We start from the raw sequence: 22,197 nt of genomic DNA, 5'->3' as shown, positions 1-22,197 counted from the left end.
CTCTCAGAACACAACTAAGTGTCAACACCTCAATCAATTGCCTTGAATGGAGGTCGTGGCATGACATACCAAAGTAAGAATAAAACGACGGCGCCGTTCGTTATCATTAGAACGGAGAGCGGCACATTGAGGAAGGTCTGCGTTACGATCCCGCTGGACAAGATTACAAATCGGGGAGGAAGGCCCTCGGAGACTCGATTTCCGATCGACAGAATAAGTCCGCCTAAGAACACGCTTGCCGGCGCCAGAGCGCTGCCGACGGAGGCGATTCCTTCAGTGGCGAGCAGGGATGCGTTCATGTTGCCGACCGGATAATTCCTCGCGATCACGAGCGAAAGTTGTTCATTGTAGGGACAACCCACCATACGCTTCATCCAGGACATCTGGCAGAACTGCGTAAGCTCATGTCGGGAAAAGAAGTCATTATAGACGTCGATTGCGATCGATGGAAACGCAATCATCCGGAAGTTGATCGTGCCGAAGTAGTTCAGGTAGAGCGACCGAGGCACCAGTCCGTGCTCGGACAGCATCGTCATGCCAATACCCAGCGCGACCGGCCCGAGCAGCGATACGATGACTGCAAACCGCGGCTCAAGACGGGTAGCGATTAACCAGAGGAAGCACAGCCAGGCCGGCGCAAACAGAGCCGTCTTCGTGAGGGTGACTGGGTAGAAGGCGACGAGGAGAAGCAGTATTGCCATAGCAGCAAGGCGAGCTCGCATCTCGATGCAGCAGGCAAAGGCGAACGGCAGCAACGCACCTAACGCCATTCCTATCGCATATTGAAGCGCGATTGGAAATCTCAATTCATCGCGGAATTCATAGATGTCTGCGAGTCCCACCAGTTTGAAGTTGAAGAAAGCGCCTATTGCGACGATCGCGAGGCTTGTAGCGGCAATCGCTACGATCAGCCGTCGAAGGCCTTTCACCGAGATCGTCTGTATTGGATTGATCGGAAGTTTGAGAAAAAGGGTGGGAACCAGAAAGGCCGCAGCAGAGGCTATCGCTGAAATAGCCGGGAGCGTATGATCGTATGGCAATTCCGAAAAAGGTATGAGGAAAACGTAACCCAGTGTAATGGTGAAAAGATAGAATGAAAGTAAATAGCCAAAACTGAATCGTGCGAAGGCCATCATGCATGCCAGTGCGGCAACGGGAAGCGCGAGGAGCACTGCTTCGCCAATGTGCGAGGCGCTCCAGGTGAAAAGACGTAGATACCCGTATAGCTGCAGGACCATAGCGAGCGAGATGCCGCAGACGAGCGTGTGAGCTGCAAGAAATGCAAGTATCAATCTTGATCCTGGGTTCTTGAAAATATCAGAGAATTGCATCGTTCCGGCTCTCGGAGGACATGGCTTCGGCATCTTGCAGTGCGGCGCGCGGAGTAACGCACCACAGGAGAAACAGGATGGCGGCGCCATTGGTTACCAGCGCGACTGTGAACGGCACATTCAGGAAAATATGAAGCTGCAATCCGCCCGACACCAGCACGAAGCGTTCAGGGAGTTCGGCGGAAGCGCGGTTAGCTAGGCTGATCACAAGCCCGCATAAGAGGGCCGTGACAGGCGCGAACAGTGGGCCGACTGATGCGATGCCTTCGGTCGCAAACAGCGACGCATTGAAAAATCCCAGGTGATAGCTGTCCTGCATGTAGACGGAAAGCTGTTCCGTATACGGGCACGATGCGATCAGCTTGATCAGGCCGATCTGGCAAAAGCGCGTGGGCTCGTGAGTCGAGAAAAAATCGTTGTAGAAGTCGAGGGCACTCGCGGGCATTCCGATCATTCGAAAATTGACCGTGCCAAAATAGACAAGGAACGGATACTCCGCCAGCAGACCAAGATTGTAAGCAAGCACCAGCAGAAGTCCGACCGACACTGGCAACAGCAACGAGAGAATGATCGCCTTTCGAGACTCGAAATAGATCGACAGCAGCGTGAGAAACAGCAGCCACCCTGGCGCAAGCAGCGCTAGCTTCGTCAGCGTGATCGGATAAAACAGGCCAAGGAGCAGCAGGCTGAGCGCGGCATAGCCGTACCTTTTGAGCTGATAGAAGCTGGCATACGCAAACGGCAACAGAGCTCCACAGACGATGCCTATGGCGTACAGGAGAGGTCTTGGAAGCACGATCTGCTCGCGAAATTCATAAATGTGGAGCGGACTGACGAATTGCCTGTTAAAGGCGGCTCCAATCGCCAGGACGACTATCGATATGGCCAAAATGACCCATAGGAGCTTGTGGAATCGCTCAGTCGTCAATTTCAGTCGGGAAGGAAAGGCCGGAACGTTCAGGAACAATGCCGGGATGAGAAACGCGGCGCCGGAAACAAAGGCCGAAATTGCCGATATGCGATGATCGTAATGAAACGTCGAGAATTCGACAAGCCAAAGATAGTTCAGGATGAGCGTGAAGAGATAGAAGCCGAGTGCATACCCGAAGCTGAAGCGCTGCCTTACGAATACGACTGATAGCAAGGCAAACGGAGCGGCGGTGGCGGCTGCGGCCAGGACGTGGGGAAGACTATTCTCAGCCAGCGGCAAAAGACGCCGATAGTACTCACCCACGAAAATCAGCGATACCCAGGAAGCCAGGACATGACACACCATGAGGATGACCAGCGGGGATCGGAGGCCCGACAGCGACGGCACTGAAACAACGGCTGTTTTCATTTGTGAGGTTCGGTCCCGCGGAGTGTCGCGCGCTCAGTATCATGTAAGGCGGGGTGTGGCCACAGAGGCCATGCCAGTCTGTGGCCGGTTGCTGGCCTGGAGTTCCTGCTCCGCTTGTCGAAGCGCATTATTGGCTTGATTGATAACGGAATTTTCGAATATAGGCTTTGGCTGCACAGCGCTGTCGGGATTGAGTGTTTCGTGTGGCAGTGCCGATCGTGAGGATGATTTGAATGATCAGATTTGGCCTGCTCGGTTGCGGACGCATCTCAAAGCGTCACTCGGAGCTGTTGGGTAATGGTCAAATTGAGGGGGCGCGCCTCGTGGCGGTCTGCGACAAGGTCAAGGCCCGCGCCGATACTGTCGCCACAAAGTTTGCAGTTCCCTCCTATGACGACCTGAATGAGTTTCTCGCACGCTCCGACATGGACGCCGTCGCGGTCCTGACGCCTAGCGGCATGCACCCCGAACACGCCATTGCCTGCGCGCGCGCGGGCAAGCATGTCGTGGTCGAGAAACCGATGGCGCTGCGGCTCCAGGATGCCGACGACATGATCCGCGCCTGCGACGAAGCCGGCGTAAAGCTTTTTGTCGTGAAACAGAACCGCTTCAACGTTCCAGTGGTGAAGGCGCGCGAGGCGCTGGAGGCCGGTAGATTTGGCCGGCTGATCCTCGGTACCGTACGCGTGCGCTGGTGCCGCGACCAGGCCTACTACGATCAGGATGCATGGCGTGGCACCTGGGCCTATGACGGCGGCGTGCTGACGAATCAGGCCAGTCACCACATCGACATGCTGGAGTGGTTCTTCGGCGACGTGGTGAGTGTCCATGCGCGGGCAACCACGGCTCTCGTGAAGGTGGAGACCGAAGATACCGCGGTGGCGACGCTGAAATTCCGCAACGGTGCCCTCGGCATCATCGAGGCGACCACGGCGGTCCGGCCAAAGGATCTCGAAGGCTCGCTGTCGATCCTCGGCGAAAAGGGCACGGTCGAGATCGCGGGCTTTGCGGTCAATCAGATCAGGCACTGGAATTTCGTCGACGCGCTGCCAAGCGATCAGGTCGTCGTCGAGAAATTCTCGGTCAACCCGCCCAACGTCTACGGCTTCGGCCACCAGGCGTACTACCAGCACGTGGTCGATTGCCTCCTGAATCAGCGCGCTGCGTTGGTCGACGGCCTGCAAGGCCGCAAGAGCCTGGAGCTGATTTCCGCTCTCTACGAATCGATCGAGACCGGGCAGGAAGTTGCGCTTCGCTTCGAGCCGCGGCGGAGCAAACTCGGAGTGCTCTCGTGAGCGGCAAGCCGCAAGTTCACCAGGTTGGCGTGCGCGACGTCAAATTCGGTGACCGCGTCAAAATGGTCGAGCCCTGCAATCTCTATGGCTGCGAGATCGCGGACGACTGTTTCATCGGGCCTTTCACCGAGATACAGGCTGGCGTTGTCGTCGGGGCGCGCACCCGCGTGCAATCGCACGTGTTCATCTGCGAGCTTGTGTCGATCGGAGAAGATTGCTTCGTCGGGCACGGGGTGATGTTCATCAACGACACATTTGCAACCGGTGGGCCTGCGCGCGGGCGTCGGGAATTGTGGCGCTCGACGAAGATCGGCAATCGGGTTTCGATCGGTTCGAACGCCACGATCATGCCGGTCTCCATCGCCGACGACGTCGTGATTGGAGCCGGGTCAGTGGTCACGAAAGACATCGCCGAGTCCGGCAGCTATGCCGGAAATCCCGCCCGCCGCCTCAAGAGCAAGAGCTAGGGAATAGCAATCATGCCAGTGCCTTACGCGGACCTCGGACTCCAGTATCAGTCGATCAAGGACGAGATCGATGGTGCCATCGCCGCGGTCATCCGCGACAGCGCGTTCATTCGCGGGCCTTATGTCGACGCCTTTGAGCGCGAGTTTGCTGCTGCGGCGAGCGTCAAACATTGCGTATCCTGTGCAAACGGCACCGACGCGCTCTACCTTGCGATGGCGGCACTGAAGGTCAAGCCGGGCGACGAGGTCATTACGACCGCGCATTCCTGGATATCGACGTCCGCGATGATCACGCATGCAGGCGCGCAGGTCGTGTTCTGCGACACCGACAGTGAGACCTTCACGATCGACCCCGCGGCGATCGAAGCGGCGATCACGCCGCGGACCGTCGGCATTATCCCGGTGCACCTGTTCGGCCAGCCGGCCGACATGGACGCGATCATGGCCATCGCGGGCAAGCACGGCCTCTGGGTCATCGAGGACTGCGCCCAGGCCCATCTGGCGCGGTGCAAGGATCAGCCGGTCGGGACGTTCGGGGCGGCCGCGACCTATTCATTCTATCCGGGCAAGAATCTGGGCGCGTTCGGCGACGCCGGCGCTGTTGTGACCGGTGATGCCGCGCTCGCCGAGCACATGACCATGTTGGCTCGCCACGGCGGTCTGGTGAAGCACAGGCACCTGATCGAAGGCATCAACAGCCGGCTCGACGGAATGCAGGCGGCGATCCTGTCCGCCAAGCTGAAGCATCTGCAAGCCTGGACCAAGGCGCGTCAGGATGCTGCGGCAATCTATGATGCCGGTCTCAATCAGCTCGACGGCGTGGAGGTGCCCCGCGTCGCGCCTGGTCGAACACATGTCTACCATCTCTACACGATCAAGCATCGCAAGCGCGATGCGCTCGCGGCGCATCTGAACGAGAACGGGGTGCAGACGGGGATCAACTATCCGACGGCCTTGCCGTTGCTTCCCGCTTATGCGCGACTTGGACACAAGCCCGAACAGTTTCCGAGGGCTTTTGACAATCAGAACAAGATCCTCTCGCTGCCGATGTTTGCGGAAATCACGCGCGAGCAGCAGGACGAAGTCATCAGGCTGATCAAGAACTTCTAGACTCTATCCTCCAGCAGGCGCTTCATGATTTCCCGGTAGCGCAACGTCGAGGCTTGCTCACTGTAGTTCAGCGCGGCGACAGCCGCCTTGCGGCCTCGCTCAAGCGTCGCCGCGCGGTCAGATGCTGCCTCGGAGATTGCCTGCGCCAACTTGATGGGGTCCTCGGGGGGCACGACCCACCCAATGTCCTCCTCCGTCACAGCAAGTCCGGCCTCCGAATTCGGCTCCGTTCCGACGATGACGGCTCGCCCGACCGCGAGAAGGTTGTAGAGGCGGCTTGGGATTGAGACGCCGGCGACGTTGCGCCGGTAGGGAATGATCCAGGCGTCGGCCGCCGCCAGAAATTCGGCAAGCTGCTCCTCGGGTACGGGATCGAGCAGGGTCACGTTAGCCAGATTGTCCGAGGCCTGAAGGGCCTTCAGCTCGTTCCAGCCGACGCCCCAACCGGAGAGGACAAAGTGGACGTGCTTCTTATGTTGCAGATGCCGTGCGGCGTCGAATACGGTGCGAGGCGCATGCGTAAAGCCGAGATTACCGCAAAGACCGACGATGAATGGCGCGGAATAGGGTTTCCTGAAATCGCTGCCATGATCGGGATGGCGGAAGCCGATCGGTAGCAATGTCCAGTTGGGCACGAAATGGATGTTGTCTGCGCGCACTCGCGGATAGCGCAGCAGCAGCGGCGGCACGTCGCGGCCGATCACGAAGATCGCGTTCAGGGAGCTGAACAGCCAGCCGTTAGCAATGCGCAAGGCGCGCGTGATGAAGGACGTTTGACGGGCCATGCCGGCGGCCAGCAGAGCCTCCGGATAGAGATCGTAGATAAGGAGCGCGGTCTTGGCCCCGCGCAACCTTGCGGCAAGTGTGATCGCGTAGGGCAGGGTGAAGGGGCTCGTGACCGACATAACGACGTCACCTGCCGTTGCGCGTCTGTAGACGGCCCAGAACAAGCGTATCGCCAGCACGCAGCTTGCGATGAAGCGCCTCACGAGCGCCTGCTTAGGCGGCCTCCAGTTTGCGATCTCGATGACCTCGGGCGTGTCCTTGCCGGATTTCGGCTTGGTGGAGCCCGGCGTCCCAGAGAGGACGACCGTCCGCATGTCGAGCGCGATCGCATCGGCGATCGCGCCGAGATAGATCGCCGTCGTGCTTGGGTCCGGCGGATAGAATTCCGTCGCGAGAATGAAGCTGGGACCTTTCGCCACGTTGTTATCCGATCGCCAAAAGCGGCAAGAAGAAGCCCCGGAGGTTTCCGCCCAGAAAGGTGTCGCCCGGGAGCCCCGCGGCGTCCGCGGCTTCGACGTCCGACGGCCTGTCACAGACCAGGAAGCTCCAACTCGTCTCGACGGGCAACCTGCTCAGAAGGTCGATGATCATGCCGCGCTGCGGCTTGCGGCGTTCGCTGACGCACCGGTAACATTTAATAGGGCCGTCGAAATGAAACGGCCAATACTCGAAAGCATTGATATGCACACCCCGGGCCGCCGGTTCACGTGGCATCCAATCGTGTAGCCGATGGATGTCAGTCTCCTCCGGGCGCAGCGCCTGGTCGATTGCTGCGCTCTTTCTGTCTGGGGGCATTCTGCTCGAGTTTGTGTCTCTTAAGACGGCTGCGAAACCGCCGCCCGGCCCAATCGCTCTGTGTGCTCAGTATCACGATTATGTTCCAGGTCCAATCCGTCTCCGCGCCGCCGTTAACCCCGGTTTCCACCCGTGTCCCGGGTTGACCCGCCCGAGGCGATATGGCCAAGAAGAGGCAAGGGCATGCGCTTCGCCCGGCGTTCTGTGTGCATCCATTTCTTTCAAATACTGCGGGAACAAAGTCGGCCATGACTCAACGTGTTGCTCTGATCACCGGCGTGACCGGCCAGGACGGCGCCTATCTGGCCGAATACCTGCTGTCGCTCGGCTACATCGTGCACGGCATCAAACGGCGCTCGTCCTCATTCAATACCGCGCGGGTCGATCACCTCTATCAGGACCCTCATGTCGGCAGCGTGCCGTTCCTGATGCACTATGGTGATATGACGGACTCGACCAATCTGATCCGTCTGGTGCAGAACATCAGGCCGACCGAGATCTACAATCTCGCCGCGCAGAGCCATGTTGCGGTCAGCTTCGAGAGTCCTGAATATACCGCGAACGCGGATGCGATTGGCGTGCTGCGGCTTCTGGAGGCGATTCGCATCCTCGGCATGGAGAAGGAGACGCGGTTCTACCAAGCCTCGACCTCCGAGCTTTATGGCCTTGTGCAGGAGATTCCACAGAAGGAGACAACGCCGTTCTACCCGCGCTCGCCTTATGGCGTGGCCAAGCTCTATGGTTACTGGATCACGGTGAACTACCGCGAAGCCTACGGCATGTTCGCGTCCAACGGCATCCTGTTCAACCACGAGAGCCCGATCCGCGGCGAGACGTTCGTGACCCGCAAGATCACCCGCGGCGTCGCCCGCATCGAGGTCGGTCTCGAGGATACGCTCTATCTCGGCAATCTCTCGGCCAAGCGCGACTGGGGGCACGCGCGCGACTATGTCGAGGGCATGCACATGATCCTTCAAGCCGACAAGCCTGACGATTTCGTGCTCTCCACCGGCGAGACGCGCTCGGTGCGGGAGATGGTCGAACTGGCGTTCGCGCAGGTCGGCCGCCGTATCGAATGGCGGGGCGAGGGAATCGAGGAGACAGGCGTCGATGCAGCGAGCGGCAAGACCGTCGTCAGGATCGATCCGACCTACTTCCGACCGACCGAGGTCGATCTTCTCATCGGCGACGCCAGTAAGGCGCATCAGGTGCTCGGCTGGAAGCCGAAGCGGAGCTTCGCTCAGCTCGTCGAGGAGATGGTGGCGAGCGACCTTGCCGAGGCGAAACGGGATACAGCCCATGGCAAGCGCGCCATTTGAGCTGAAGGGCAAAAATGTTTACGTCGCCGGCCATCGCGGCATGGTCGGTAGCGCGCTCGTGCGTCGGCTCCAACGGGAGGACGTGAGGCTCGTCACGGTGGACCGGCACGAGGTCGACCTCCGCAACCAGACGGCCGTGTTCGGCTGGTTCGCGCAGATGCGGCCGCAGGTGATCTTCCTCGCCGCCGCCAAGGTCGGCGGCATCGTCGCAAACGATACGCTGAGGGCCGAGTTCATCTACGACAACATTACGATCGCCGCAAACGTGATTCACGCCGCGCATCACAATGGTGCGGAGAAGCTGATGTTTCTCGGCTCGTCCTGCATCTATCCGAAGCTGGCGCCTCAGCCGCTCCGGGAAGACTACGTGCTCTCGGGGCCGCTGGAGCCGACCAACGAACCCTATGCGATCGCCAAGATCGCCGGCATCAAGATGGTGGAGGCCTATCGCAGCCAATACGGTTGTGATTTCATCAGCGTGATGCCGACCAATCTCTACGGTCCCGGCGACAATTATCACCCTGAAATGAGTCACGTGGTCGCCGCGTTGATCCGGCGCTTCCACGACGCGAAGCTCTCGGGCGCGACGAACGTCGTGGTGTGGGGCACCGGCACGCCCCGGCGCGAGTTCCTCTATGTCGACGACATGGCCGATGCCTGCGTGCACCTGATGAAGACGTATTCCGGCGCCGAACTGGTCAACATCGGCACCGGAGAGGACATCACGATCGCCGACTTCGCGCGCCTCGTGGCCGAAACCGTCGGATACAGCGGCGGGATCAGTTTCGACACCTCGCGTCCCGACGGTACGCCGCGCAAGCTGCTCGACGTCACCCGGCTGGCTGAACTCGGCTGGCATGCCGCGGTCTCGCTAGAACAAGGCTTAGGGCTAGCTTATGAGGACTATAAGTCGTTGGGGGCTTCCGCCGGCTTATGACTTCGACAAGAGTTCTGGGCATATGGAACTTAGCCACGAATAGACGGTTTGAACAAAGATCGCGACCCCACCGATCTCCATTGAGCTGAATTCACTAGCTTATCTAAGAATGCTAAAGGTCGTACCAACGCGAATGTAGTCTATCTGCAAAGGCCTAGGCGCACATTGCACGTGAAGAGGCAACTTAAAGAGTTCCGGCGAATGCGGATGATTTGCTTGGAGCAAGCGCAGGCCGCCTCGACGGAGCTTGAAAGAAATGCTTTTCTGGAAATCGCGGAACAATATAGAATGGCTGTTGAGACCAGCGCGTTCCTTGCAGCCGCTAGGCGTCCAAGTGGTGCGATGAACGGGGTGGGGGGCATGGAATCAGATCTTCAAGCGCGCTCCCGACGGTTCTCTGAGGAATTACGCGCCAGGGCCGGTAGCATATTGTTATCCCTCAAGAGCCTCCTCTGGTTAGCCGTTCTAGTTGGCGCCGCATTGTTCATCGCTTTCTACCTTCCTTGGTGAGCTGCTGGCACGATCTTTCTCTCAAGAAGCGTCACCGCGTCACGGTCATTGTGCCCCCAAACGCGTTGAGCTCTCTCACTAGAGACAACCGCCGCGCCTTGGGTCCATTGAGCAGTGCTTTAGCGAGCGGACCTCTCGGGTCTGCTGACGGCGTGTTGGTCGAAGCCATGGGCTTGAAGAGGCGCGTCAATCTGGGCTGCAGTTTTTCCATACTTTCGCTAATCCACTGCATTCTGAACAATGTAGAACAATAGTTGGAAGTGGCGACGAGTTGCCTGTTCAATCAACGCGGTGAAGCGTCATCTCGACCGCCTTTGTGCGGTAGGTGTTCAGAAGCCTATGCCGCAGTATCCGGTAGCGCTGCGTCTCCGAGGAGAGCTCGGCCATGTTGATAGCCAGCAGGCATTCAGAGGCGGATTGCGGATCAGCGTAGCGGAAGATTGCAGACTGAAGTGCGCGATAGTGATCAACGTCTCGCCTGGCAATAGTTAAGGTGGAGGGCACAGCGCCGCGAATTGTGACGGCGATGCGCTCGACAGCTGCGATTTGAGGTGGGCTGATAGCACCATTCATTGATCTTGCGCCTCAGATAGCGGGCGCAAAGATCGGCAACGGCGAAATTTGCGGGGGTCCACCACCCTCTTTCGTTTCCATGCCTATGCAGAGATTGACGATGCGATCGGCGCAACGGACGGGGAACTCGTCGCTGACTTTGCGTCCTAAAGGCCCCGTTTGAGAAAATTTGAGGTGACGCGCATTAGCGGGGCCCTTCTGGCAACTAGGCAATCTTGGCTGGGACTGAAGGCAAGGCGATCCTTGCTTCGTCGACGGGGTGGCTCCTTTGGGAACGCGAGGCCGACCTACGGGGGAGGGGCTGTTGGCACGAAAATGTCGCCGGATGCCCCCGAGGGAGATTTCGATCGAGAGCACCGCATTGCGATGAGCCACATGTTGCACTGCAGCTGAGCTCGAGCGCTGATATCACTTCCGGTTCAAAACCCTCAGTGACCGCCCCGAGCTGAACGATCAAATTGTCTGAGGATCCTCAGGCTCTGCTTCGCACCGCTTTTCACGCCAAAGTCGGATGAGGCTCTCCTGGTCATCCCCACGATGATGCGGGGTCGCCGATGAAATGGCGGCGGTCGTTCGCGTGTAAACTAACGACATGATTCGGCGCGTCTGCGCCATTCGTTTGAACCGGTGTCCCCGGTATCTGCTACGCAAGAACAAGCGGCTGAACATGCCGCACTGCCCCCCGCGTCCGACCCGCGTCCGCGAGGCGAGATACTGGCGCGATAATCAGAGTTGGCGCCCGGCCGACTCAGTAACGGTCTAATTGCAGGAGAATGCCAGTGATTTCTACAGCAACATTGTTGCTCGTGCGACGGGCATGGTTCTTGTTCTCACGCGCTTAAAGCAAGGACGAGGGAGGCTGACCAGTAACAAAGCGACAAAACGAAGCCAATTTTGCGCATTGAGGGCAAATAGGATGCAGAAGGCGCGGGGCAGACAAGGATGTTTTCCAACCGCGGGATCTGTTGAAATGAAGGAGGGATTGTCGGAAGATCGGGAGGATCCTTTCCCTCGTGGCCAGTGAGCTTTGAAGCGTCCGGCAGTCTTTTTTGATCGCGATGGCGTCCTCAACGAGGACGACCGCTATGCTTTTGATCCGGACAAGCTCCGGTGGGTGGAAGGAGCCAAACAAGCCGTAAAGGCAGTCAACGACGCCGGGTATTTTGCTTTTGTCGTAACGAACCAATCAGGAATTGCGCGGGGCTATTATGAGGAGCGGCATGTTCGCAATTTGCACGAATGGATGTCGCGTGAACTTGCTATCGTCGGTGCACATATCGATGCGTTCGAGTTCTGCCCGCACCACCCCGATGGGCTGATTGAGCGATACCGTATCCTCTGCAACTGTCGCAAGCCGCAGCCCGGGATGATTAGAGCTCTGCTCGGGCGCTACCCAGTGGATATCGATGATAGCTTCATGGTCGGGGACAAGCAGACTGATCTTGCTGCGGCGCAGGCAGCTGGCATCGCAGCCTATTTCTTCAATGGGTCTAACCTCCATACTTTTATCGCTCCGCTGTTAACAGCTTGGTCCCATGATTCTCCGCATCAACCACTGTCGCATCGTGGTGGCGCGGGAACGGAGGATTGATGCTGTCGATTTGCGATCAGAAGTTCGGTCGATTGCGAGCTAGCAAAACCGAGGAGGGAAGCTGGCTTCCAATCAACAGAAACCCCATCGCGCAAACACAGCGAAGAGTAGCGGCCCGCAAACAAGTGCTGAAAAAGCAATACCGAGCCGCAACGCTCATCGGCTTGGTTTATCTGGTTGGGACGATTCCGATGGTTCTGGTTTCGCCGGCTTCGATGCAGTTGCGGAGGAGTTCTGATCGCTTCAAGATCTTATGAGAAGGCCCCTCTCTCGCGGCAGCGGGAAGGATTCAAACGCATCTAGCGGAACAATGGATGAGACCTCAAGCTGGGCTGGTATTGAAGCAGGAATTCAACAGTCGGGCTCAAGCCGGAGAACATCATCGCGTTTGGACGGGTAGATGCATCGCTGCTATCATTTAGTTCGAAGACTTGGAGGCGGCATGAACGACATCTTTCCTCTGCTGGCGGTGGCCATCACCATCGGCCTTTTCCTGCTGTACGCGATAGTGCGGCCGAACCTGCCTCGATCCCGGTCCGCCGATGAGCTTCCTCGCTGGCCCGATTCAAGTTTGAGATAAGCGACTGAGCTACTTGGGTCAGCATTTTTGGTTGGCGGCTTGCTCGATACCAGGCGTCTGGCGGTCGACGACCTGCAGCGTGCCGAAAACCCGAAATGGAACTTGCATCGTCGGGCAAAACAGTGGTTCATAGGGTGCTGGTCCAGTCGTAAATGGAGTCCAGCCAATGGCCGGGCAACGCAAGGTTTGCTCCGATCTGCCGGAAGTAGCTAAGCTTAACGGAGAATTCCGAAGGAATTACGGAAAGATCCTCGGAGCTTTCCTGTATCTGCGCTCAATCAGCGCCGCCCGTGGGCGTTCCTGGTTTTGGACCGCCTTGCTTTCGGCCGCTTGCTCGACGGCACTGGCGTGGCTCGGAAAGCGGGGAATGCTGCTGTAAGCTGCCGGCTATCGCTTCCCAAACAAGGCTAGGCCCGGAGGAACCGAAGGGCTCTCTCTGCTCGCGCCATGGAGCGGAGTGGACGCTGCAACTTACCCCCAAGGCGTTCAATTTCTTCGCGGGTTTTGCGAGATCTCGCTGCAACAGCAGAGGCTTAAGCTCTCAAGGAGCGCCTAAACCATGCCGCCAAAGTCGATGCCTTCCTTGGCAAGCTCCTCGGCTTCCTCGGCGGAGGACGCGGGCTTCGTGTCAAGGTAGGGATGCTCAGAGGCCGGCAGGATGGTGCGGATGTTTTGACCGTCCGTCCGCGTGATGCGGGCAACCCAGCGTTTATGGCCATGCTCAAATCGCTGGATGTGATACTGTTTGTACGTAATCATGGATCTCAAACGCAACTGACGCTGACACAGGCCCTGTCTATATGACCCTGCGCCACCATACAACAGGTCTTAAAGCCAAGTTAATATCGAGAGTCTAAATTGGCGCCTCGCGTTGATCTTCATAGAAAAACCCTTCGGCCTCGAGAGCCAGCGGGGAATTAACTGAGATTGTGACTAGTTTCGTAGTCGCCCCTCAGCATAGCGCAGCGGCTCGCCCGCGTTCACGGGAATGCTGCCCGTTTTTTGCACAGTCTGCGGCTCGAGACGGACGTTGGCGTTAGAGCAGGCTATAGTTGAGATACCCACCCGCAGCCAGCCCCTGCAACGCCGTTCTTTTCGACACTGGCGTGATCTCTGTTTCGCATTTGCCAACGGAGGTCGGGCATGGCTCAAGTCGCCTCAATCCTTGCCAGGTTGCTGGTCGAAACGACACCTCGAGAAAGCACGACAAAGCTAGTTGCGATCACGGCTCATGGAGGCGAAGTCACGCGCGGCAAGCTCCAGCTCAAGCTCAGTGATCCGCTCGAAAATGCGCGCAGCGATCCTCTCCGACTCCTGGACGGTCAGTGACCGGATGCCCACGGACGTAAGTTCGTCTCTTAGGATTTTCGCGACAATCGACCTAACGCTCATAATAGCACATCCTAAACGCGTGCATCAAAGCTTACGCCGGGCGTGGGCACAAGGTCCCAAAATGCGGTTGGTCGGACCTCAGCGTCGTCGGTGGATCTTTCTGGACTTGGATGGCATCGCTTTCGCCCGCCCACGCTGCCGCGTCGGGGGCGTCTGGGTAGTAGGATCCGCTTTTGTCAATCGCCTCGTGATGGCTTGGACGAGGCCCTTGGCGGTCTTGAAGCGCGCAATTCCTCGCCGCGCTCGCGCCGCCTCGGAAAAGCGGATCGTGCGTTTCACTTTGCCATCGGTCGGCAACAACACGTAGTCGAGCACTGTCTTGTTGTGCTCGGCTAGGCGGATGGCGGCAATCCAGCCGCCAGGGAGGCATGCCTCGCGCTCGATGCTCCAGTGCGGTGCATGGGTTGGCTTTTGCGGCGGTGTCCAACGGGCAGCCCTCACGGAAAGGCAGGCCGACCCGTTCACGCGCAGGCAATGGCTCCAGCCGCCTGAACTGATGCGTCCGCCTGCCGCCTTGATCGCAGCAGCGACCTGTTCGACGAGCTTTGCCCTGAGCTCGGACCAGACAGGGCGGGCGTCGAGAAATTCGTAGTTTCGCTTCGGGCTATAGCCGAGCAATCGATAGAGATTTCGAAAATTGCCAAAATGAGTCTGGCAGGTCGCGGAGCAGGGCAGTCCCGGAGTTCGATCGATAATGGTCGGCGTCAAGCGGCCCTCTTTAAGAAGAGTTTTGCGCAGCCGAACCAGCATCTCATCCTCAGAAAGATCAACGCGCCGGTTCTCTATAATGTTTCTAGCGGTGAAGAAGATCTCGCGATCAATGATGGGCTCGATGCAGTCCTTGCATCTGATCCATTGGTCAGGCGGATTCCTCACCGCGGCCTGTCGGAGCTTTTGGGACTTCCGGTTGAAGATGAGGTTTCCGATGTAGCTCTCGTTTCTGAGAACAGTGCCAACCGCGGCGCGGGTCCATGGCACGCCGGTACTCGTGACGAGCCCTTTTTGGTTGAGCTCCCAAGCGATCACTGTCTCCGACTTAACCTCCAAGAACCTTTCGAAAATCCACTTTACGACCGCGATCTCCATGGGGGCACCCGGTCGAATGCGGATGTGGTCGGTCAGAAGGTACTTCCGTTCCCCCTGTTTCATCACTCGTCTCGTCTGCATCTTTTCGTCGACGAGCTCCCGCACGAGTGCGTAGCCGGCACGTCCACAAGGTTTGTAGCCGAGCCGCGCGAAGCGGCACTGACCGGCGTAGACCTTCGCTGACAGCTCGCGGCTGTACTCGGCGGCCATCACGCGCTTGATGTTCTTGACGATGCTCGCGAGCATGCTCCCATCGTTCTCGAATTGCTCAGCGCAATAAGCGACCTTGATGCCAGCGCGCCGGCAAACGAACTCGTAATGCGCGCTTTCATCGACGTCCTGGAAACGGCCCCATCGGCTTACGTCGTAGACCAGGAGATGACCAAAGTCGGCCTGGCTGCTCTCGACATCCTCCAGCAATTGGAGGAGCCCAGTCCTGTTCTTGATGAGCAACCCGCTCTCGCCTTCGTCCTTGTAGGTTCGCACCAGCGTCAAATGATGCGCGTGGGCGTAGGCGGCGATGACGGCCGCCTGATTTTGAATGGAGTACTGCTGCCGGTCGGTTGACATGCGGACATATTGCGCTGCCAGCCCGCTGAGGAGCGATTTTGGCAGATGAGCTTTGTGAACGATGAGCGCATTACTCATTTTCACCTCATCAGCACGCGAGCTACCAGCACACATAGAACAACTTGAGCTGTCGCTCATCAAGGATGAAACTCTTGCCGTGTGAGCTGGATTGCTGCGCTTGCGAATGGCATTCATGGCTCTGATCGAGCGATCAGCCGTTGAAGACGCAGGCGGTCCGCGTCGCAACGCGAACGTGCGATGCGCGGCGCTTTCCGAACTGCTTACTTCTACCCCGGCCTCAGTGGCGTTGACGATCTAGCTCGATCTGCTTCAGGGCGGAACGCCACCGCATCCGGCGCACAGGCCGCCAGTCCGAGGAAAGTCACACGCCGGAAAGAATGCACCAGCAACGTGGTGAGTTGGATCGTGCCGGTGGACGGTTCGAGCCGCGTGGTCTGGATGATGGCGATCTCTTGCTGGCGCAGAGACTTGCGCGCAGTATCGATGCCCGAGGCCTCCGAGGCGTGGCGTCTTCGACTAGGTTTCTGCGCGAGCTCGGCGGCGTCCATCGCCAACAAGCACAACCGGCAGCTCTAAAGCGCGTGCAGGTGCGGTTATAACGGGTGCGTCGTCAGCCAAAGCCTGCGGGCCACTTCTAACGGCTCGATGGCTAACCGCAACCACCACTCGACTTCGTTGCTTGCCCGATGCAGCTCCCGGTGATGGGCGCGGCAGAGCGGCACGGTGAATTCGTCGCTCACCTTCAGGCCAAGGCCCCTGGGCTGCGCGAACTGCAGGTGGTGCGGATCGGACGGGCTCCGGCCACAAGCGAGGCAGGGCTGCTTGGCGACGAAGCGCAGGTGTTCGCGATCGCGGCGCCGCTGCAATTTTCCGACGCGAGCCCAGCTGGCAGCGCCATCCGTGTCTGCCGCTTCCGGGCTTGGCGTGGACTGTTCGGCGGCTTGCAGCCGGGTGAGCCGGTCCTCGAGAGCTTCGCCAAGCCGCTGGGCGCCCCGTACTGTGAGTGTGTTCGCGTGCCGCCACACCCGCTGTGCCCAGCGGTCGATGTCCTCCACATTGGCAAGCGACTGAAGCTCGGCGAGCAGACGCGCGGCAAGCGCTTCAGAAGTTTTGGGTTCGGTCGCGGGGGCCGCGGCCTGACCGGCGGCGGCACGTTTCGTTTCTGCGCGCCAGGGCGCGTTGGCCGTGGGCAGAGGCGAGCCAGGCGGGACCACTCCAGGAGGAGATCCTAGTTCATCAGCCGGTGGGTTGGATCCGGGCCTGATGGCAAGATCCGGTGCGTCGAACTCATCTTCGCCGGCAATCCCGATCAACGTGAACAGCGCGTACCGCCGCGCGTAGGTCAGCGCAGCGCCCATCCGATGCGGCGTGGCGATGTCGGCGATGGTGCAGACCGGCCAGTCTGACGCAATCCATTCGCCTGAGCTGTGGAGCAGGGCGGTGGTGAGCCGGATCAGCCCGCTCTCCGGCTCAAGCGCCGTGGCCTGCACTGTGGCGATCTCCTGTTTGCTCAAGCTCTTGCGCACAATCTCAAGCCCGCGCGCCAAGGAGGCATAGCGGAAGCTGTGGCATTCGCTGTTGGGGAAGGGTCCAGGCAGCGTCGCCGTGAGCGCCTTTTCCGGGTTTTCCAGCTCGGCCTGTGCGCGGGCGAGCGCGGCGGCGACCTGATTGATGCTCTGGCTTGATTGATACATGGTTCTGCGTCGGTTAGCTCAAGGCGGTGCGGTGAAGCGGTTTTGCGCGCTCGGCCGCAGCTCTCACCGTTCGGACAAACAACCGAGGTGGCGCTGTGGCGTCCTCACGCGCCAGCTATGGACGCCCAGTCAGCTCAAAGCTGATCGCGCCGGATTTCGAGCGCTTGGCACGTACCCCATGGCCGGTTGCTTCTCGGGCATCTTCCGGCACGAGGGCCTTCAGTTCGCTTTTCGCCCGCTCATGGTCGATCGCCGCGTCGCGCGTGCGGCGAAACACCTCCGCCAAAGCAGCCCAGGCGTTGGAGGCGCTCATGTCCACCGCGCGCACCGCTTGCAAGCGCGCTCTCGGCGGCTCGATGCCGAACAGTCGGGGCGGCTCTCCGTTCGCCACACAGCGCCAGAATTTTTTCTCTGCGGTCAGCAGCAGGTGCTGGTAGAGAGGATCGGCTCCGACCGTTATCTCCACCCACTTGCCGCCGCCGGTAATGACCGACAACACCGCCGTCCGCGATGCCGTCACCCACATGTTGTGCTGCAGCTGCGGCATGTGCTTTTCCGCCGCGAGCTCTTCCGAAAAATTCCACGGCAGCATAAATTTAGCCTCGAACACCGCGCCCGTGGCATCGATTCGGCCGTCGAGCGTGGCGGCCATCCAGCGGTGAAGTGGATGGAAGAACTGCCGCTGCACCTCGCTCACCTTGTGCCCGGTGTGGGTCTCATACCAGTGCCGGTTGAGGGGCTCGGTGACCGAGCCGAGCTGCACCACCAGATCATTGGCCAGGTCTTGGGGTTCGCGTTCGCCGCGCTTCTCCTGCCACAGCCGCAGCAAGGCGGCCTCATCGACGCCCATGATGATCTTTGCATCCGAACCGCCGATGAAAGCGCGGCGGCTTGGCGGAAATGCTCGGCTATCCATCAACATCCTCCAGAAGTATCTTTTTTAAACAGAAACGATCTTATCAGACAGTAACGATAAATCAATCTTTTTTCGACAGAAACAGCGAAAACAACGCCATGGTGACCTGCCGATGATCACGCCGGAGCAATGCCGGGCCGCGCGAGGCTTGCTGGACTGGAGCCAGCAACGCTTGGCCGACGAGGCGCAGGTCGGGATTGTCACCGTCCGCCAGCTCGAGGCCGGTTTCACTCAGCCGCGGCGCGCGACCCTGATCGTGGTGCGGCGAACCCTCGAGGCGGCCGGCGTCGACTTCATCGACGAGAATGGCCGCGGAGTCGGTGTGAAGCTGCGCAGTGGCCGCCGCGATCCTGGGTGAGGAGCCCTGAACCCGCTCAATTGGTCAGGAGCGCCGCCGGCCAGCCGTGCTCGCGAGGCTGGGATCGAGCGCCAGTTCGGCGCGCAAGCGGCCAAACGTCAATCGATGTCGCTCGAGAGATTCCGCAGATTGAACCGAGTTCTCAAAAGAGTCCGCCTGATCGTGTGGGGCGCTTGGTCCAAAATAATCCGGGGCGGCGCTGGCCGGAATGGGCTTCAGCTTAGGATGGAAATACGGCGCGATCTTTGCGGCGATTTTTTCGCGCGTCATTCGCGGGAGACGCTCATCATTCATGAGCTCGAGCAGGCGTGCGAGCGGATCGAGAGCCGCGACGTCTTTTCCCATCATCGTTGGCGTGATGGATGGGCGGAAGCTGACAGCTTTGGTGAATGATTGGCCCGATGGCATCGGTAAGGACGCCTTCGGCAGGGCTGCTTTCGGCAATGCCGGCTTCGGCAAGGAAGGGTTCGGCTTCGTTGACGACCGTTTCGGCAATGTTCGCTTCGGCAATAATCGCTTCGGCACCAGGTCCTCCCGACAGCGCGTCTCGTGCTGTTGCTGCCCTCTGTTAGTTGGGTTGAATTTCCGAGGATGCCAATTTTTTTTAACGAAATCCCTTGCGCGCCGGGTTTTTTCAGCTACGTGAGGATTCCTGTCCCTGCTATTTTTTCCTGTTTGACCTCGGACTTGCGCCGCAGCGCGCAGAGAAAATCGAGCCCGCCTGCTACCGCTTACGCGGCGGCCGGAACGACAGGCCACGCCGGCGAGCAAGTCCCGCGAAGGAGTTATGGAGCATGGGAATAAGACTACAGCGACGAACCGACTGGGCTGACCAGTTCATCGGGAATGTTTCCAAGGCGTTGCGCGCTCAAAGGTGCTGGCCGGCTAAAGGTGCATCTCAACCGAGTGTCGCCATGCGTTCAACCAAGCGGAGGATGAGCCGATGAGCCGATCGAATGAGGGTGCCCAGCTCGCACGCATCTATGAGCCGCGCTTGCTGCCGTCTGAATCCCAGGCCGACTTTCGGATGATGCGTGATGCGATTGTTGCAGAGCTCAAACCGAGATGCGCCATTGAGCAGATGTGGACCGGCGAGATCATCCATGGCGAATGGGAAATGCAGCGACTTCGGAGATACAAGGATCTGATCGTTACTTCGGCCCGCGGTCTGGCACTGAAAAACCTGTTGAACATCGCGCTAAATGCCGGCGACGCTGCCGACATCGATGATTTGGCCGAGCGGTCAGTTACCAACAAAGCGGTGCGCAACAAAGTCGCAAACATCTTACGCAAACACGGGATGTCGGAGGCCAGTATTGATGCGGAGGCCTTTCGCCATTGCTTGCTTGAGCTGGGTGAGATCAATCGCCGGTTGGCTGAACTGAGTTCGCGCCGCGACAAAAACCTGCAGCAGCTTGAGGACTACTGGGCTGGCTTGGCGAGGCCAACGTATCCGACCGAAGGCACTAATGTCATGATCAGTGGCGACAATGGCGACTGAACGTCAGATCGCGGCCAACAGGCGGAACGCGCAGAAGAGCACGGGGCCGCGAACGGCGGCGGGTAAGCGGCGGGCGGCAGGCAACGCCCGCCGCCATGGCCTCAGCATTGTCATCGGCAGCGCTGCGGATGATGAAGCCGTGAAATCCCTGGCTCTAGCCATCCTTGCGGGCAGCAGCGCTCCAGAGCTTCTGGAAGCGGCCTACAGCGCGGCGCGCGCCTACCTCGAGCTCGCCCATATCCGTCAGATCAAGGCCGAGCTCATCCAGCGCGTGCTGGAGTTCGGCGCCGTGGGGCCGGAGCTCGTGCGTGCGCGCTTGGCCGAGTCGCGCCACCTGCAAGCGCTATTATGGCGGCAATGGCAGAAACCAGAGCGGCTCAAGCCGGTATCCGTGCCCTCGGAGGCTGAGCGCCAGGCCGAGGTCGTGCGTCGGCTGCTGCCAGAGCTGCGCAAGCTCAACCGCTACGAGGCGCGGACCTACGCGAGGTGGGATCGGGCGTTGTCCGAGGTCGTGGGGCTGAACAGGGTAAGGGAGCAACCATGAAGGCACATGCCTGCGCAGAACGAACCCAATCAAGTCGACAAATCAGGCCTTTGACGTGGGGGGCGCCGCGCCATGAACCCGCTGAGGCGCACTTGCACCCCGCGTGATGCGCGCACCAGAAGCGTGACCAGAAATCAACGCTTGCTTTCATGCGATCGGCCGCTCCCCGCGCTGGGTGATCTCTCCCGCAGAAATCCCTGTTCGCAGGAAACTGAGATTTGGAGGTAGGGCCTCAGCGCTCGTCCGCGATCACCTTGCCGTCGTTCGGCAGCATGCCGGGGCCGACCAGCTCGACCGTGCCGCCGAGCTTGGTCACCGCACGCAAAGTGCCGGCGATCTCTTCGCGTAGCGCCTCGCTCGCGGCCGCGGTTTCGGCTCTCAACGTCATGGCGTCGGTCTCGCCTTGCCGGGTCACGACGAGGCGCAGTCTTCCGAGGCCAGCGTGGCGCTTGCCGATCTCGGCGATCTGCTCGGGCCGGACGAACATGCCCTTGATCTTGGTGGTCTGGTCGGCACGGCCCATCCAGCCCTTGATGCGCATATTGGTACGCCCGCACGGGCTCGTGCCGGCCAAGGCCGCGGTGAGGTCGCCGAGCGCGAGCCGGATCCAGGGATGGTGAGGGTCGAGCGAGGTCACGACGATCTCGCCGACGTCGCCTGGTGTCACGGGATCGCCGGTGCCGGGCTTGACGATCTCCAGGATCAGATCCTCGTTCACGACCATGCCTTCGCGTGCCTCGGTCTCGAAGGCGATGAGACCGAGATCGGCGGTGCCGAAGGCCTGGTAGGCGTCGATGCCGCGCCCCCTAATCTCGGCCTGGAGCGAGGGCGGGAACGCAGCGCCCGAGACCACCGCACGCTTGATCGAGGAAACTTCACGCCCCGAACTTGCCGCGGCATCGAGCAGGATCTTCAGGAAATCCGGCGTGCCGCTGTAGCCGACCGGCCGGTAGGCCTCGATCAGTTCGAATTGCTGTTCTGTGTTGCCCGGGCCGGCCGGGATCACTGCGCAGCCGAGCGCGCGCGCCGACGCATCGAAGATGAACCCCCCGGGGGTGAGATGGTAGCTGAAGGTATTGAGGACGATATCGTCGGGACGGAACCCGGCTGCGAACAGCGCCCTTGCGCCGCGCCAGGGATCGGCCTGCCGCCCTTCCGGCTCGAAGATCGGGCCGGGGGAGGTGAAGAGGCGGGCGAACGAGCCCGGGGCCTCCGCCACGAAGCCTCCGAAGGGCGCAGAGGCCCTGTGCAAGGCGGGCAGTTCCGACTTGCGCAACACCGGTAGGTCCGCCAGAGCCGCCCTGGAGGTCACGGCGGCGGGATCGCAGCCTTTGAGCCGCGCGGCATAGGCCGGGGCGGCCATCGCGGCTCGCAGCACCTCCGGGAGGCGGGCGAACAGGTCGGCCTCGCGCGCGGCTTGCTCACGCGTCTCGCGGGCGTCGTAATGGGCGGTCATGGCTGTTCTTTCCGTGTTGGCATCCG

Annotated in this window: 25 protein-coding genes; 13 read left to right on the top strand and 12 right to left on the bottom strand. The window is 60.0% G+C overall.

Translation table 11 applies throughout. The annotated features are described in order from the left end of the window. Positions 1-29 precede the first annotated feature (29 nt). Together DCG74_RS30780 and DCG74_RS30775 are read right to left on the bottom strand one after the other, a co-directional pair. The gene (locus tag DCG74_RS30780) at positions 30-1,331 is read right to left on the bottom strand and encodes a hypothetical protein (protein ID WP_172785363.1); all 1,302 of its coding nucleotides are present in this window, start codon (positions 1,329-1,331) and stop codon (positions 30-32) included. After that, on the bottom strand, positions 1,318-2,670 hold the full coding sequence (locus DCG74_RS30775) for a hypothetical protein (protein ID WP_172785362.1): 1,353 nt from the start codon (positions 2,668-2,670) through the stop codon (positions 1,318-1,320). The genes DCG74_RS30780 and DCG74_RS30775 overlap by 14 nt, the downstream gene beginning before the upstream one ends. 233 nt (positions 2,671-2,903) lie before the next feature. On the opposite strand from DCG74_RS30775, the gene DCG74_RS30770 reads away from it, so the two are divergent. The 3 genes from DCG74_RS30770 to DCG74_RS30760 are packed head-to-tail and all read left to right on the top strand — an operon-like array spanning position 2,904 to position 5,542. Beyond that, positions 2,904-3,965, top strand: a complete 1,062-nt coding sequence (locus DCG74_RS30770) for a Gfo/Idh/MocA family protein (RefSeq protein WP_172785361.1) — start codon at positions 2,904-2,906, stop codon at positions 3,963-3,965. After that, positions 3,962-4,432: an acyltransferase gene (locus DCG74_RS30765; protein ID WP_172785360.1), complete on the top strand. Its 471-nt coding sequence runs from the start codon at positions 3,962-3,964 to the stop codon at positions 4,430-4,432. The genes DCG74_RS30770 and DCG74_RS30765 overlap by 4 nt, the downstream gene beginning before the upstream one ends. Positions 4,433-4,444: 12 nt before the next feature. Next, positions 4,445-5,542: a DegT/DnrJ/EryC1/StrS aminotransferase family protein gene (locus DCG74_RS30760; RefSeq protein WP_172785359.1), complete on the top strand. Its 1,098-nt coding sequence runs from the start codon at positions 4,445-4,447 to the stop codon at positions 5,540-5,542. On the opposite strand, the gene DCG74_RS30755 is transcribed toward DCG74_RS30760, so the two are convergent. Both DCG74_RS30755 and DCG74_RS39055 read right to left on the bottom strand, forming a co-directional pair. Beyond that, positions 5,539-6,747 carry a glycosyltransferase family 4 protein gene (locus DCG74_RS30755; RefSeq protein WP_172785358.1) on the bottom strand — a complete coding sequence of 403 codons (1,209 nt, stop codon included), beginning with the start codon at positions 6,745-6,747 and terminating at the stop codon, positions 5,539-5,541. The two genes, DCG74_RS30760 and DCG74_RS30755, sit on opposite strands and share 4 nt — an antisense overlap. Positions 6,748-6,751: 4 nt before the next feature. Then, the gene (locus DCG74_RS39055) at positions 6,752-7,042 is read right to left on the bottom strand and encodes an HAD hydrolase-like protein (protein WP_337993339.1); all 291 of its coding nucleotides are present in this window, start codon (positions 7,040-7,042) and stop codon (positions 6,752-6,754) included. 329 nt (positions 7,043-7,371) lie between these two features. On the opposite strand from DCG74_RS39055, the gene gmd reads away from it, so the two are divergent. Together gmd and DCG74_RS30740 are read left to right on the top strand one after the other, a co-directional pair. Further along, on the top strand, positions 7,372-8,442 hold the full coding sequence (gene gmd, locus DCG74_RS30745) for a GDP-mannose 4,6-dehydratase (RefSeq protein WP_172785356.1): 1,071 nt from the start codon (positions 7,372-7,374) through the stop codon (positions 8,440-8,442). After that, complete coding sequence (locus DCG74_RS30740; RefSeq protein ID WP_274069397.1) at positions 8,423-9,379, top strand: GDP-L-fucose synthase; 957 nt, start codon at positions 8,423-8,425, stop codon at positions 9,377-9,379. The genes gmd and DCG74_RS30740 overlap by 20 nt, the downstream gene beginning before the upstream one ends. A 789-nt stretch (positions 9,380-10,168) precedes the next feature. Here the strand turns inward: DCG74_RS30740 and DCG74_RS30735 are convergent. Then, the gene (locus tag DCG74_RS30735) at positions 10,169-10,462 is read right to left on the bottom strand and encodes a hypothetical protein (protein ID WP_172785355.1); all 294 of its coding nucleotides are present in this window, start codon (positions 10,460-10,462) and stop codon (positions 10,169-10,171) included. Between the two features lie 1,027 nt (positions 10,463-11,489). Here DCG74_RS30735 and DCG74_RS30730 point away from each other — a divergent pair. The 4 genes from DCG74_RS30730 (at position 11,490) to DCG74_RS30715 (ending at position 13,012) form a co-directional block, all read left to right on the top strand. After that, positions 11,490-12,053 (top strand): HAD-IIIA family hydrolase, encoded by a 564-nt coding sequence (locus DCG74_RS30730; protein WP_172785354.1) that lies wholly within the window; start codon positions 11,490-11,492, stop codon positions 12,051-12,053. Then, on the top strand, positions 12,050-12,310 hold the full coding sequence (locus tag DCG74_RS30725) for a hypothetical protein (RefSeq protein ID WP_172785353.1): 261 nt from the start codon (positions 12,050-12,052) through the stop codon (positions 12,308-12,310). Before DCG74_RS30730 ends, DCG74_RS30725 begins: the two co-directional genes overlap by 4 nt. Positions 12,311-12,495: 185 nt before the next feature. Next, on the top strand, positions 12,496-12,633 hold the full coding sequence (locus DCG74_RS30720; RefSeq protein WP_172785352.1) for a hypothetical protein: 138 nt from the start codon (positions 12,496-12,498) through the stop codon (positions 12,631-12,633). A 166-nt stretch (positions 12,634-12,799) separates the two neighbouring features. After that, positions 12,800-13,012: a hypothetical protein gene (locus tag DCG74_RS30715; protein ID WP_172785351.1), complete on the top strand. Its 213-nt coding sequence runs from the start codon at positions 12,800-12,802 to the stop codon at positions 13,010-13,012. Between the two features lie 173 nt (positions 13,013-13,185). Here the strand turns inward: DCG74_RS30715 and DCG74_RS30710 are convergent, their stop codons facing one another. Beyond that, positions 13,186-13,392 carry a hypothetical protein gene (locus tag DCG74_RS30710; protein ID WP_172785350.1) on the bottom strand — a complete coding sequence of 69 codons (207 nt, stop codon included), beginning with the start codon at positions 13,390-13,392 and terminating at the stop codon, positions 13,186-13,188. Between the two features lie 384 nt (positions 13,393-13,776). Here DCG74_RS30710 and DCG74_RS30705 point away from each other — a divergent pair, with 384 nt between their 5' ends. Further along, positions 13,777-13,962, top strand: coding sequence for a hypothetical protein (locus DCG74_RS30705; protein WP_172785349.1), 186 nt, complete (start codon positions 13,777-13,779; stop codon positions 13,960-13,962). A gap of 141 nt (positions 13,963-14,103) precedes the next feature. Here DCG74_RS30705 and DCG74_RS30700 read toward each other — a convergent pair whose 3' ends face one another. The 4 genes from DCG74_RS30700 to DCG74_RS30685 form a co-directional block, all read right to left on the bottom strand. Continuing rightward, on the bottom strand, positions 14,104-15,759 hold the full coding sequence (locus DCG74_RS30700) for a recombinase family protein (RefSeq protein WP_172785348.1): 1,656 nt from the start codon (positions 15,757-15,759) through the stop codon (positions 14,104-14,106). Positions 15,760-15,968: 209 nt separating this feature from the next. After that, positions 15,969-16,256: a hypothetical protein gene (locus DCG74_RS30695; RefSeq protein WP_172785347.1), complete on the bottom strand. Its 288-nt coding sequence runs from the start codon at positions 16,254-16,256 to the stop codon at positions 15,969-15,971. Positions 16,257-16,295: 39 nt separating this feature from the next. Continuing rightward, complete coding sequence (locus DCG74_RS30690; protein WP_172785346.1) at positions 16,296-17,396, bottom strand: ERF family protein; 1,101 nt, start codon at positions 17,394-17,396, stop codon at positions 16,296-16,298. A gap of 115 nt (positions 17,397-17,511) precedes the next feature. Further along, positions 17,512-18,312, bottom strand: a complete 801-nt coding sequence (locus DCG74_RS30685) for a YqaJ viral recombinase family protein (protein WP_246708805.1) — start codon at positions 18,310-18,312, stop codon at positions 17,512-17,514. Between the two features lie 112 nt (positions 18,313-18,424). On the opposite strand from DCG74_RS30685, the gene DCG74_RS30680 reads away from it, so the two are divergent. Further along, entirely contained in the window at positions 18,425-18,670 is a 246-nt protein-coding gene (locus DCG74_RS30680; RefSeq protein ID WP_172785344.1) for a helix-turn-helix domain-containing protein, read from the top strand. A gap of 24 nt (positions 18,671-18,694) precedes the next feature. On the opposite strand, the gene DCG74_RS30675 is transcribed toward DCG74_RS30680, so the two are convergent. Beyond that, positions 18,695-19,195 (bottom strand): hypothetical protein, encoded by a 501-nt coding sequence (locus tag DCG74_RS30675; RefSeq protein ID WP_172785343.1) that lies wholly within the window; start codon positions 19,193-19,195, stop codon positions 18,695-18,697. 418 nt (positions 19,196-19,613) lie between these two features. On the opposite strand from DCG74_RS30675, the gene DCG74_RS30670 reads away from it, so the two are divergent. After that, positions 19,614-20,171 carry a hypothetical protein gene (locus DCG74_RS30670; RefSeq protein ID WP_172785342.1) on the top strand — a complete coding sequence of 186 codons (558 nt, stop codon included), beginning with the start codon at positions 19,614-19,616 and terminating at the stop codon, positions 20,169-20,171. Beyond that, positions 20,161-20,715 carry a hypothetical protein gene (locus tag DCG74_RS30665; protein ID WP_172785341.1) on the top strand — a complete coding sequence of 185 codons (555 nt, stop codon included), beginning with the start codon at positions 20,161-20,163 and terminating at the stop codon, positions 20,713-20,715. The genes DCG74_RS30670 and DCG74_RS30665 overlap by 11 nt, the downstream gene beginning before the upstream one ends. Before the next feature lie 232 nt (positions 20,716-20,947). Here the strand turns inward: DCG74_RS30665 and DCG74_RS30660 are convergent, their stop codons facing one another. Next, on the bottom strand, positions 20,948-22,171 hold the full coding sequence (locus DCG74_RS30660) for a phenylacetate--CoA ligase family protein (protein ID WP_172785340.1): 1,224 nt from the start codon (positions 22,169-22,171) through the stop codon (positions 20,948-20,950). Positions 22,172-22,197: the final 26 nt, after the last annotated feature.

Origin of the sequence: Bradyrhizobium sp. WBAH42 (assembly GCF_024585265.1) — a bacterium.
GTDB lineage: Bacteria > Pseudomonadota > Alphaproteobacteria > Rhizobiales > Xanthobacteraceae > Bradyrhizobium.
The sequence above is the reverse complement of the archived record's forward strand: the minus strand, read 5'-3'. Positions and strand labels throughout refer to the sequence as shown.